Below are 12,380 nucleotides of genomic sequence, written 5' to 3' on the forward strand. Positions count from 1 at the left end.
AAAGGCAATCCTATAGCCAAAACTTACCAGCGGTGATATTGTTGGAACATCCCAGTGAAGTATATGTATATAACTACGGATCATTTTTAGGTAAAAAATCAGAACGGTTGGTAGTAAAAGAAAAAGGCCAGGTAGTGCTGGAAGTACCCTTTTACGAATTGCAAAACATCATTATTGAAACATCCGGCGCCAGTATATCTACAGACTGTATCCAAGAGTGTATGCAAAGGGGTATTCCCATCAGCTTGTTGTCATCCACCGGGAAGCCATATGCTACCATAATTTCGCCATATCTTACCGGCACCGTAATAACCCGCCGTGCCCAATATGAATCATATAAAGACAAGCGAGGCATTCAAATAGTAAAACTGTTTGTTGAGGGTAAACTGAAAAACCAGGCCAACACGTTAAAATATTTTGCTAAATACCGTAAGGGTGCGGATGGTCAACTGTTTAGTAATATTCAATACCTGATTGAAAAAATAAATGTAATAGCTAAAGAGCTTAACAGCGTTTCCGGCAAATGTATCGATGATGTCAGGGGGCACATAATGTCTATTGAAGGCCGGGTGGGGAATCTATACTGGCAGGGCATTAAATTGCTAACTGCCAGCAAAATTGATTTTCCAGGCCGGGAGCATGCCGGGGCAACTGACCCGATTAATTCTCTTTTGAATTACGGGTATGCCATTCTGGCTAGTAAAATTGAAAAAAGTTTGATACTGGCAGGTCTTGATCCCTATGCCGGATTTTTGCATGTAGACCGGGCAGGCAAAGAGTCCTTGGTTTATGACTTTATTGAAGAATTTCGCCAGCCGGTAGTGGATCGGGTTGTGGTAGCCATGGTCAATAAAGGTAGCTCGGTTGAAATGGAAGAAGGACAGCTATCGCTTAAAACCAGGCGTGATCTGGCCGAGAGAATAAAGGAACGGTTGGAAACGACTGAGAGGTTTCATGGGAAAAAGTACCGTTTACAAACAATCATTCAAATGCAGGCCCGAAGGATTGCTACTTTCCTTAGAGGTGAGGCTAAATACAAGCCCTATGTAAGCGGGTGGTAAACATAAAAACCTTTGTCATTTATGATATTGAGGAAGATAAAATCCGCAATAAAATATTAGAGGCCTGCCGGGATTATGGTCTTCAACATGTACAATACAGCACTTTTTTTGGGGAGCTAAACCATAACCGGAGGGAAGAACTTAAACTCAGGCTAAAGAAAACTTTAGGGTGCAAAAACGGGAAAATATTGGTTTTTCCTATCTGCGACAAAGATTTAAGACTGCTTGAAAACATATGTAACATGCCGGAGCTGCCAACCAATGATTAAATTACGGGTAACAGATATTAAGCAATATGTGTATTGTCCAAGGATTATATATTTTACCTATGTATGCCCTGTGGACAAGAAAAATACCCGCAAAATGGAATATGGTAAAGAAGCCCATATCGAGTTGGACAGGTTAGAGAAAAGGCGGACATTTAAACGTTACAATTTTAGTAATGCTGAAAGAAAATATCACACCAAGCTGTACTCGGCAAGGTTGGGCCTGGAAGGACGGCTGGATATGCTCATATTAGCAGACGGAGAAATTTTTCCGGTTGAATTCAAATATACCCGGGGAGGCCCTTCGCTTAACCACAAATACCAGCTTATGGCATACGCTATGCTGCTGGAGGATACCTATAACAAACCGGTTCGCTACGGTTTTTTACACCTGCACCCAGAGGGAAATATTTTGCCGGTAGAAATAACCCCTAATGGCCGTTTGTTTATAAAGGATATAATGGAAAAAATACGAACCCTGGTTAGTCAAGAGCGTATGCCTTCACCAACATATGGCAGAGCCAGGTGTGTAGACTGCGAATACCGAAACTTTTGCAACGATGTGAGGTAGCATGTATTTTTTATCAGATGAAGAGAAAAAGCATTTATTAAAAGGTTATTTGCCACGTTCCCGGCAAACTTATATTGTTGATGAATTGCGGGGTTGGAATTGGCATCAACCACCGCTTTTACCTCCCTATGAGTTAAAACTGGGAGCATATGAAATAGCAAATGCCTACTGTCCTTCATACAGAGATTTATATTTAAGAAGGGTTCAAAAAGTTAGAAGCCAGCCCAATTTAGCTATGTTGCGCGGTGCTTTTTTACATGATATCTTAGTTAAGGAGATAATAGCAGCCAAAAAAATTATTTATAAAACCGGTATTGCAAGTTATAAAACAATTTTTAAACAACTAGAAAAACGGGAACCATATAAGGTGCCTGACAATTTTCAGCTTAATGATAAGGAGAAGGCTTGTTTAGAAAGAGAAGCTGAGATTATTGTAAAATTTGAAAGGCAGCGGCTGACTTCAAGAATTCACGATGTCTTAGTTAAGCAGCCCTACATAGGGGAAGATTCTCTGGTTAATATTGCTGTACCGCTGGTGGTTGAACAAAAACTGGATGGTTCTTTCCTTGGGATGAGTGCTCATCTAAGTATTGATGCTTATACTTTTTCTGAGCCGATGATTTTAGATTTAAAGTTTGGTGAAAAGAAAAGTTTTCACCGATTACAGACCACCGCTTATGCGCTTGCTATGGAGGCAATATACGAATTTCCTGTTAATTTGGGCTGTATAGTTTATGCCAAAATCAAAGATGATCGACTATTTATAGAAAAAGATATTCACATCATAGATGAGGAACTTCGCCAGTGGTTTATTGAGGAAAGAGATGAAAAAATGCGCCTGGTTGAGGAAGAAATTGACCCAGGCGTAAAAGATTGTTTAGATACTTGCCCTTATTATCAATTTTGCCATTAACCTATAAAGAAGGAGAATATGAATAGCAGTTATTTTAAAAGAACTTTCGCAAAAGAAGGGGTTTTTTATGCAAGATATATATTTTCGAGAAAAAACTATTATTTTAAATTATTTTGATTGCTGCAAAGCCAGTAAAACCAAGGCCTGATAGCCATTTTCCAAAGTCGGTTACAACCATTGCCCGATAAACAAGGGGACTGAAATAATTCTAGTTCGTTAAAAAGGCAAATACCATTTTGCGTTACAACCATTGCCCGATAAACAAGGGGACTGAAATTTTATTGAAAAGAAAGTAGATAAACAAAAAGAAAAACAAGTTACAACCATTGCCCGATAAACAAGGGGACTGAAATTGATTTAAAATTAACATATTATACACTCCTTTTTTAAGTTACAACCATTGCCCGATAAACAAGGGGACTGAAATACAATATTAATAACAACAATATATTTCAGTTTTTACTGTTACAACCATTGCCCGATAAACAAGGGGACTGAAATATGTATTTTTTTGTTGTTATTATCTAACCATTGCGTTACAACCATTGCCCGATAAACAAGGGGACTGAAATACATAGTGCCAGCGGGAGACGATTTTGCCGACCTTCTTGTTACAACCATTGCCCGATAAACAAGGGGACTGAAATGAAGAATTACAAGATAGAATTAATGATTATTCTTTAAGTTACAACCATTGCCCGATAAACAAGGGGACTGAAATAAGTCTGAACATACAACTTGATCTTGTTCTGCCCACTCGTGTTACAACCATTGCCCGATAAACAAGGGGACTGAAATCCAATAGCTTTTGCGTAGTTGTCTTGCCGCCCAGCTCGGTTACAACCATTGCCCGATAAACAAGGGGACTGAAATCCTTTTATATTAACATTTGCAAACTATTTGCATATTTGTTACAACCATTGCCCGATAAACAAGGGGACTGAAATGAAAAGAAAAGTAAATGTTCAAATAGTTCAAGTGGATTTGTTACAACCATTGCCCGATAAACAAGGGGACTGAAATGAAAAGAAAAGTAAATGTTCAAATAGTTCAAGTGGATTTGTTACAACCATTGCCCGATAAACAAGGGGACTGAAATTAGAAACAGTAAAAGTAACTGTGCCAATAGATAAGTTACAACCATTGCCCGATAAACAAGGGGACTGAAATAAAAAAGTATTTGATAAATTTTATGCAATCACGTGTGGGTTACAACCATTGCCCGATAAACAAGGGGACTGAAATAAATGTGGCAGAACAGAGGAACCAGGTTACACATACCCTGTTACAACCATTGCCCGATAAACAAGGGGACTGAAATAAAACATATTCAACTTCTATATTATGAAATCTATGATGTTACAACCATTGCCCGATAAACAAGGGGACTGAAATATAAAATCCTTTTTGTTTAGTTTTCATATATTTAACATGTTACAACCATTGCCCGATAAACAAGGGGACTGAAATGTGAGATAGACAAGCTGCTTGCAGACGAAACCATCAGTTACAACCATTGCCCGATAAACAAGGGGACTGAAATATCATTGTTTCCCCCTCCACATATAATACCTATATGCGTTACAACCATTGCCCGATAAACAAGGGGACTGAAATAATCTTGGGGTCGTAACCTGATCGGCAACTTCATGCGGTTACAACCATTGCCCGATAAACAAGGGGACTGAAATAAGGAGGTTAATGCTATGCAAGATATCATCTTTAATGTTACAACCATTGCCCGATAAACAAGGGGACTGAAATCTTCACAGCGTCCTTTAGGGCCTTGTGAAGAACGTTAGTTACAACCATTGCCCGATAAACAAGGGGACTGAAATCTGAGGGTAAAGTCGGGTTGCGAATTAGTCTCAATAAGTTACAACCATTGCCCGATAAACAAGGGGACTGAAATAAGTAGATATCAGAAGTTAAGACGCTGCGGACAGAAGTTACAACCATTGCCCGATAAACAAGGGGACTGAAATATACATACAACATCAAGAAGTCAGAAGTGCTTGGAAGCGTTACAACCATTGCCCGATAAACAAGGGGACTGAAATATGAAGGGTTTTAAGCCTTTCACATTTTCTGCGACCGTTACAACCATTGCCCGATAAACAAGGGGACTGAAATTGTAGACATCTGCGGTGAGTAAAGCTCGGTAGTATTCGTTACAACCATTGCCCGATAAACAAGGGGACTGAAATATACCGGCAGTGAAGTGGCTGCAGTCAAGAATATGAGGTTACAACCATTGCCCGATAAACAAGGGGACTGAAATTTTAAAGATTCAGCTCCACTAAGAAAAGCAGCTGTAATGTTACAACCATTGCCCGATAAACAAGGGGACTGAAATACCTAGGTTTCACCCTGCTGCACCGGAGGCTGTTGCGTTACAACCATTGCCCGATAAACAAGGGGACTGAAATTTGAGAGACCCCCTTTTTCGCCTAGTTATCTCCGATAGTTACAACCATTGCCCGATAAACAAGGGGACTGAAATATAATATACCTCTGCCATTTACAGCACCCCCTTCGCTAGGTTACAACCATTGCCCGATAAACAAGGGGACTGAAATAGAAAAGCTAGCACTTCTTGGCGAGCTATCATAGTAAGTTACAACCATTGCCCGATAAACAAGGGGACTGAAATAGTTAGCGACGACGTCGCGAAGAATCAAGCGATACCCGTTACAACCATTGCCCGATAAACAAGGGGACTGAAATTCGACGCAACATCAACAGCCCTTGAGCGTAAGGCGTTACAACCATTGCCCGATAAACAAGGGGACTGAAATAACTGGCAGTAATCCTCAATGAAGCAAGCGTTTACCGTTACAACCATTGCCCGATAAACAAGGGGACTGAAATGTGGAAGTCTGTTCCACTAATTTGCAGAGGGTATAATGTTACAACCATTGCCCGATAAACAAGGGGACTGAAATTATCGTTGAAGCGCTTAATGTAGGCTTCTTTGAATCGGTTACAACCATTGCCCGATAAACAAGGGGACTGAAATATGGCTAACGTATCTATTGACCGACTGGCCGCCGAGATCGTTACAACCATTGCCCGATAAACAAGGGGACTGAAATATATTAGTCGGTCCCCAAGGAATAGGTAAAAGTACCTGTTACAACCATTGCCCGATAAACAAGGGGACTGAAATGAAGTGCGCATGGCCGTTCACAAGATTGCGGATTTGGTTACAACCATTGCCCGATAAACAAGGGGACTGAAATAATTGGTCCTTGGAGCTATATCAACAAGCTAACAAGCGTTACAACCATTGCCCGATAAACAAGGGGACTGAAATAAAGAACTCTTTGCCGCCCAGGGATTCCCCAAGAGTTGTTACAACCATTGCCCGATAAACAAGGGGACTGAAATTTTCAAGAGACTGCTTGGCTGAAAGCATCATCAGGCGTTACAACCATTGCCCGATAAACAAGGGGACTGAAATTTTAAGAAATATTGTCGAAGTCTGACGCCTTCAACAGGGTTACAACCATTGCCCGATAAACAAGGGGACTGAAATCAACAAGGCTGAAAAGAGGTTTAACGATGGTGCTGAAGTTACAACCATTGCCCGATAAACAAGGGGACTGAAATTTCTGCCTGGCGTACTTCTGGACCATCCGGTTAAGCCGTTACAACCATTGCCCGATAAACAAGGGGACTGAAATAAACTGTAGCACGTTGCCTGCTCTGATAATCCGCGGGTTACAACCATTGCCCGATAAACAAGGGGACTGAAATGCCGCCGAGAATGCGGCCGATTTCATCGAGGCGAGTTACAACCATTGCCCGATAAACAAGGGGACTGAAATTAACAATCGTCCTGGCTGGGTTGCCGGACAAAAAATATGTTACAACCATTGCCCGATAAACAAGGGGACTGAAATCGAAAGGGCCGTCCACTTTCCCGTCGTTGGCTTTTACGTTACAACCATTGCCCGATAAACAAGGGGACTGAAATGCTCTAGGCGGTCCATTAGCTTGTCCTCCCCTCAAGCGGTTACAACCATTGCCCGATAAACAAGGGGACTGAAATTTCCGCGATATTCTTCCACTGCTTGCTGCATCCCCAGGGGTTACAACCATTGCCCGATAAACAAGGGGACTGAAATTCCTGTGTCTATGCCTTCCTGTTACAACCTCCTGTGTTACAACCATTGCCCGATAAACAAGGGGACTGAAATATGATGTCACCTCACACATATGTTTGGTTTATGGGGTTACAACCATTGCCCGATAAACAAGGGGACTGAAATACAAACTCTGCCAGAGGCCCTACGGCTGGCCGCTGAGTTACAACCATTGCCCGATAAACAAGGGGACTGAAATTTAGGTCCAACCAAAAGCCCGTGGCTGTGTCAATGTAGTTACAACCATTGCCCGATAAACAAGGGGACTGAAATCTGTATTGACTCTGCCCGGGTCTATGCCCATTATTGGTTACAACCATTGTCCGATAAACAAGGGGACTGAAATGTTTAATTAGTTGAATCTCTTTTGCAACTTCTGAGTTACAACCATTGCCCGATAAACAAGGGGACTGAAATTATATAGCAACCTTTCTCTTGCCCCGGCCTTAGTATTGTTACAACCATTGCCCGATAAACAAGGGGACTGAAATTTCTACCTCAGATTCGGGAATACGAATACGGCCGGATTGTTACAACCATTGCCCGATAAACAAGGGGACTGAAATGCGGTGGCTGTGTTCTGGTGTCATAAAGTTTAACGCCGTTACAACCATTGCCCGATAAACAAGGGGACTGAAAGAACAATTTTCTGTCTGTGGGAATAAATTTACTTGTTAATGATCTTGCTGATAAATTTTCGCCTTTTACAATCTGTGTAATATAATTGTTACTTCGTCAAAAAACGACAGAATATTTAAACAAAATATGGAGGATTTTTTAAATAAAAACTTGAATTTGTCAAGAAAAGTATTCGGGGGCGTAACATGAATAAAGAATACCAAACAATCCTATTAGCAGGGCTATTGCATGATATTGGTAAGTTTTTGCAAAAGGGCGATTTTGCCAAATCCCTTAAAGTATCAGGCAAGCATCCGGCGTTATCGGCTGGTTTTGTTAAAGCATGGTCCTTGGTATTCGAAAAAGTAACAGACGTACAATTATTAATTGAGCTGGTACAACGCCATCATGAATCACATATTTTTCCGTCTGAACTTTTGGTGCAACAGGCTGACCCTAAAATCAGACCACTGGCTTATTTGATTAGTACCGCAGATAATTACTCTTCCGCTGAGCGAGGAGAACAGTCGGGCGAATATAGGGATTATAAAACTGTTCCCTTGGCCTCAGTTTTTGCCCGTTTAAAGTTAAATCACTCTACCCCGGAAGTTTATCACTACAAGCTGCATACACTCAACCCTGTTAATGCTTTCCCTAAATCATTTAAAACGCTGGATCTACAACAAACAAATAAATATTTAAATGCCTTTGGCGAGGAATTTAAAACATTGGCCACCAGTATTAACTTGGCTGAATTTAACTGCCTGTTTACTCATCTGCTGGCCTTATTGCAACGCTATACTTGGTGTATTCCTTCAAACACACAGGAAACATTACCAGATATTTCATTATTTGATCATCTGCGTACTACCAGCGCTATAGCTGCTTGTCTGTACCGCTATCACGAAGAAAAAGATTCATTAAAAAATGAACAGGCAATAACTGATAAAAAAGAAAATAAATTTCGTATTATTGTTGGAGATATTTCAGGCATCCAGAATTATATTTTTGATATTGCCAATATAGGTGTAGGCGGAGTGGCTAAACGGTTAAGGGCAAGGTCATTTTTCCTTAACATGTTAAGCGAGATTATAAGTCACAGATTAATAGAAATTTTTGGTTTGCCAATAACCAATGTAGTTATGTCTTCAGGCGGTAAATTTTATGTTCTTGTTCCTAATATATCGGGTTCAGAACAAAAAATTGTTAAGTGGCAAAACGAACTTGATCAATGGTCAGTTAACGAATTCAATGGTGAAATTGTTATAAACTTAGCCCAAACAACTTTTAACGGTCAGGCTTTTTGTGATTTTGGAGGCATTTTGGCTGAGTTGTCGGAAGAATTAAACCATAGAAAACGCACACCACTCAAAGGTTACCTGGTTAATAACGGTACATGGGCCAGTGAACAATTTGTAATAAATTTGTCGCAGACAGCTACTGAATTGTGTCGAAGCTGTAATAAAAGAACTGTTTCTTATTCAGCAAGAAGCCATGACGATTTATGCTGGCATTGTCAGCGTGACCTGCATATGGGCAGTTTGTTGCCAAGTACCGAATATATTGCTTTCACCCGCAGCAATGTGCCTGCCCAATACAAGAGAAATACTTTTCATATTTACGAAAACTACAGTATTTCACTTTTTTCTCATGTACCGGCAAAGGATTACCCGGCTTATCTTGTTTACAAACTAACTGGTTCGGAGGTTGGGGAGATAGCAAACCACCCGGCTTTACCCAGATTTACGGCAAATTATATACCTCTCGCCCATGAGGATAACTGTAGTAATTGTCTTGGTTGCCAAGACGAACAGCCTTCTCCCGGTCAACCGTTATACTTTGATTGCTTGGCTAACCGGGCGAGGGGCCGTAAATTATTAGGCTATCTGAAGGCTGATGTAGATAACCTAGGGCAATTATTTGTTTTCGGCCTTCGCAATCAACAAGCCGACAGAAACAGCATTTCCAGGATTGCTACCATGAGCCGCATGCTTGATTTATTCTTTTCCGGCCGGGTAGAACAGTTATTGAACAATCAGTTTAATAACTGTTATACGGTTTTCTCCGGTGGCGATGACCTATTAATTGTTGGGCCTTGGGATGAGATCATAAAACTAGCCATAAAGGTGCAAAAAGAGTTTTCAGAATTTACCAATAACAATACAAACATAACCCTTTCTGCCGCAGTAAGCTTATTAAAACCGGGCATACCGGTGTCAAGAAGCGTGGTAGTAGCTGAAAATGCACTGGAACAATCCAAAGAAACCGTACTTAAAGGAGAAACTGAAGGAAGAAACCAGTTAACATTTTTGGGCAGGACATGCAAATGGAGTAAAGCAGAACAACTATTGAATAGTGCTGAACGGTTGGCAGGCTGGGTAAACAATGACACCTTATCTACAGGTTTCGTGAGAAAACTTCTCGGACTCTTTAAAATTTATAAACTTTACTACGATAATGGTGATGCCCGGGGGCTCAAATATTTACCACTGCTTACATATACAGTGGCAAGATACTTCCCCCCGGCCAATGAATTTACCAAAGATAAACTTAATGCAGATAAACTTAATGCGTTGCTGTGGACGCAAAACCTGAAAAACATTGACCACGAAGATTTAGTTTATTTAGATTTACTGGTCAAATATGCCCTATATGCAAAGGAGTGATTGTATGGGTAATTGCCGTATCTGCGGAAAGAAAACCTTGGGAGATTACCAGTACTGTATACAGTGTAATCCCCGAGAAACCCCCAAAAAGCAGCAGGGAGGAACGGTCGATCGTCATTACAGCCAAGTCAATGTTAACGCCAGACTAAAACCTGATTACTTAAAAGAAGGATATTATAACGATCAGGGGTATTTAAGGAAAGAAATATTCACAAAAGAAGCCGAGATGGTGGCAGGCGTGCTGGCAGCCGGCGGTATGACAAGCGCTTCCCTCAGACGATTTTATAACAAATTAAGAGATATATATACCAGATATAAAGATAATAAAAACTTTGATGAAATAAAACCAGATTTATACAAGTTTTACCCCAATGCTAATTACGCTGTCAGGAGAAAAACTGCAACTGTGCCAGAAGCATTTCTTATTTTTATAAATACTAATGTAGCATTGGCCGAGCAAAGCCCGAGGAACTTAATTGGGTTTGTTGAACATTTTCAGAGCGTGGTGGCCTACTTTAAAGATAATGAGGGTAGGAGGAACTAATCATGGAACTTATCAAATATGTAACGATTAAAGGAATCATATTGTGCGAGACCGGCCTACGGATTGGCGGTTCTAACGACGATATTGAAATCGGCGGCAATGATAATCCTATTATCCGTCATCCCCTAACTGGTTTGCCTTATATTCCCGGCTCGTCTTTAAAGGGGAAAATGCGTGCCTTGTTAGAGTTAAGACATTCTTCAAAAACTCAAGAAACCGGAGAACCATGCACCTGTGGCAACTGTCAGGTGTGCAGGATTTTTGGTACTCATAAAGCTAAAGAGAGCAAGTTGGGGCCGACCCGTATTATCGTAAGAGATGCTAACTTAACTGCCGAATGGATTGAAGAATTAAAGGTGGCCAACCGGGACAAAGGAATCTTTTTTTCTGAAGTGAAGTACGAAAATCTGGTTAACCGAAAAACTGGTAAAGCAAACCACCCTAGACCTAATGAACGGGTGCCTGCCGGGACGGAATTTAATTTTGAAATAGTGTTGAAAATTTTTAACCAAGATAGTGAAAAAGACATGCTAAATTTTGTTAAAGAGGGTTTAGGCTTGATTGAAAAGGATTATCTGGGTGCTTGCGGTTCCAGAGGGTATGGCAAGGTTCGTTTTATTAACCTTACCCTGGATAACGAACCACTTGAGTTATAAGAGGGGAAGAACTGTGGAAATTTACCGCATAAAAATACAACCCAAAGGCAGTTTTATCACACCATTTCAGGCAGATGCCATCTTTGGCGGTCTTTGTTGGGTGATCAGGTATTTTAAGGGAAATGAATATCTAAAAACCATGCTTGGCGATTTCTGTGCGGGTCGTCCCTGGTTTGTTCTTTCCAACGCTTTTCCAGGAGATTTATTACCAAAACCCATGGTAAAGATGAAAAGAGCTGCTCCCGCCAGTTTTAAAGAAGAACTGAACCAGGCCCGAGAGGGTAAACGGCTGAAAAAGATTTTGTATCTGACACCTGCAGAATTTAACCAATTGGCTGCCGGTTCATTTTGCTCCATAGAAACTAAAAAGGCGCCAATTATTTTATCGGCTAATTTATATAACCAAATTAACCGCATAACTGGCTCTACACGTGAGGGTGGCCAACTTTATGAGTTGGAAGAAAGTTATTTGCATCCAGATTATAATTATTTTTCCGTCTATATAAAAGTAAAAGAAGTAGGTTTATTAGAATTGCTTTTAAATGTTTTTGAACAGTTAGGTAGTATGGGATTTGGTAAGAGGAAATCAGTCGGCAAGGGTTGTTTCAATGTAATTGGAGTTGAGAAATATAATTTTAAAGCGGTAGAAAATGCCAATGCATTTATTAGCTTATCGAATTTCGTGCCGGCACCCAGCGATCCGGTAGAAGGTAATTACAGCATACTGGTTAAATATGGTAAGTTGGGCGAACACCTGGCGATGTCGGGAAACCCCTTTAAAAGCCCCCTGATCATGATAAAGGCAGGTTCTGTATTTCGAGCGAATGGACCGATCAAGCATTTCTACGGCCGGATGGTCGAGAATATTGCTCCCCAGCATGTACAGGTATTGCAATATGCCTTGGCCTTCAGTATTCCGGCCCGATGGGAGGATTAA

8 protein-coding genes and 1 CRISPR repeat array are annotated in these 12,380 nt (G+C 40.8%); all 8 genes read left to right on the forward strand.

Annotation, left to right across the window (positions count from 1 at the left end; all coding sequences use genetic code 11):
- Positions 1 to 32 precede the first annotated feature (32 nt).
- The 8 genes from cas1 to csm4 all read left to right on the forward strand — a co-directional run bounded on the left by cas1 (position 33) and on the right by csm4 (position 12,380).
- Entirely contained in the window at positions 33 to 1,061 is a 1,029-nt protein-coding gene (cas1, locus tag DESHY_RS04305; RefSeq protein ID WP_235695516.1) for a CRISPR-associated endonuclease Cas1, read from the forward strand.
- On the forward strand, positions 1,055 to 1,330 hold the full coding sequence (gene cas2, locus DESHY_RS04310; RefSeq protein WP_008410703.1) for a CRISPR-associated endonuclease Cas2: 276 nt from the start codon (positions 1,055 to 1,057) through the stop codon (positions 1,328 to 1,330). Before cas1 ends, cas2 begins: the two co-directional genes overlap by 7 nt.
- Positions 1,323 to 1,898, forward strand: coding sequence for a CRISPR-associated protein Cas4 (gene cas4 / locus DESHY_RS04315; protein ID WP_008410705.1), 576 nt, complete (start codon positions 1,323 to 1,325; stop codon positions 1,896 to 1,898). Before cas2 ends, cas4 begins: the two co-directional genes overlap by 8 nt.
- A 1-nt stretch (position 1,899) precedes the next feature.
- Positions 1,900 to 2,811 carry a type I-A CRISPR-associated protein Cas4/Csa1 gene (cas4a, locus tag DESHY_RS04320; RefSeq protein ID WP_008410707.1) on the forward strand — a complete coding sequence of 304 codons (912 nt, stop codon included), beginning with the start codon at positions 1,900 to 1,902 and terminating at the stop codon, positions 2,809 to 2,811.
- 167 nt (positions 2,812 to 2,978) lie between these two features.
- Positions 2,979 to 7,599: a CRISPR direct-repeat array (repeat unit 37 nt; unit sequence GTTACAACCATTGCCCGATAAACAAGGGGACTGAAAT).
- Positions 7,600 to 7,783: 184 nt separating this feature from the next.
- Positions 7,784 to 10,243: a type III-A CRISPR-associated protein Cas10/Csm1 gene (cas10, locus tag DESHY_RS04325; RefSeq protein ID WP_008410709.1), complete on the forward strand. Its 2,460-nt coding sequence runs from the start codon at positions 7,784 to 7,786 to the stop codon at positions 10,241 to 10,243.
- Positions 10,244 to 10,247: 4 nt separating this feature from the next.
- The gene (csm2, locus tag DESHY_RS04330; protein WP_008410711.1) at positions 10,248 to 10,787 is read left to right on the forward strand and encodes a type III-A CRISPR-associated protein Csm2; all 540 of its coding nucleotides are present in this window, start codon (positions 10,248 to 10,250) and stop codon (positions 10,785 to 10,787) included.
- A gap of 2 nt (positions 10,788 to 10,789) precedes the next feature.
- Positions 10,790 to 11,443, forward strand: a complete 654-nt coding sequence (gene csm3, locus DESHY_RS04335; RefSeq protein WP_008410713.1) for a type III-A CRISPR-associated RAMP protein Csm3 — start codon at positions 10,790 to 10,792, stop codon at positions 11,441 to 11,443.
- Between the two features lie 13 nt (positions 11,444 to 11,456).
- The gene (gene csm4, locus DESHY_RS04340; RefSeq protein WP_008410715.1) at positions 11,457 to 12,380 is read left to right on the forward strand and encodes a type III-A CRISPR-associated RAMP protein Csm4; all 924 of its coding nucleotides are present in this window, start codon (positions 11,457 to 11,459) and stop codon (positions 12,378 to 12,380) included.

The organism is Desulforamulus hydrothermalis Lam5 = DSM 18033 (assembly GCF_000315365.1).
In the GTDB taxonomy this organism is placed as follows: domain Bacteria; phylum Bacillota; class Desulfotomaculia; order Desulfotomaculales; family Desulfotomaculaceae; genus Desulfotomaculum; species Desulfotomaculum hydrothermale.

What these genes read in the sequence shown, in the direction of transcription:
- csm3 (WP_008410713.1), top strand. Translation starts at nt 10,790, where the DNA reads ATGGAACTTATCAAATATGTAACGATTAAAGGAATCATATTGTGCGAG.
- cas4a (WP_008410707.1), top strand. Translation starts at nt 1,900, where the DNA reads ATGTATTTTTTATCAGATGAAGAGAAAAAGCATTTATTAAAAGGTTAT.
- cas10 (WP_008410709.1), top strand. Translation starts at nt 7,784, where the DNA reads ATGAATAAAGAATACCAAACAATCCTATTAGCAGGGCTATTGCATGAT.
- csm2 (WP_008410711.1), top strand. Translation starts at nt 10,248, where the DNA reads ATGGGTAATTGCCGTATCTGCGGAAAGAAAACCTTGGGAGATTACCAG.
- cas4 (WP_008410705.1), top strand. Translation starts at nt 1,323, where the DNA reads ATGATTAAATTACGGGTAACAGATATTAAGCAATATGTGTATTGTCCA.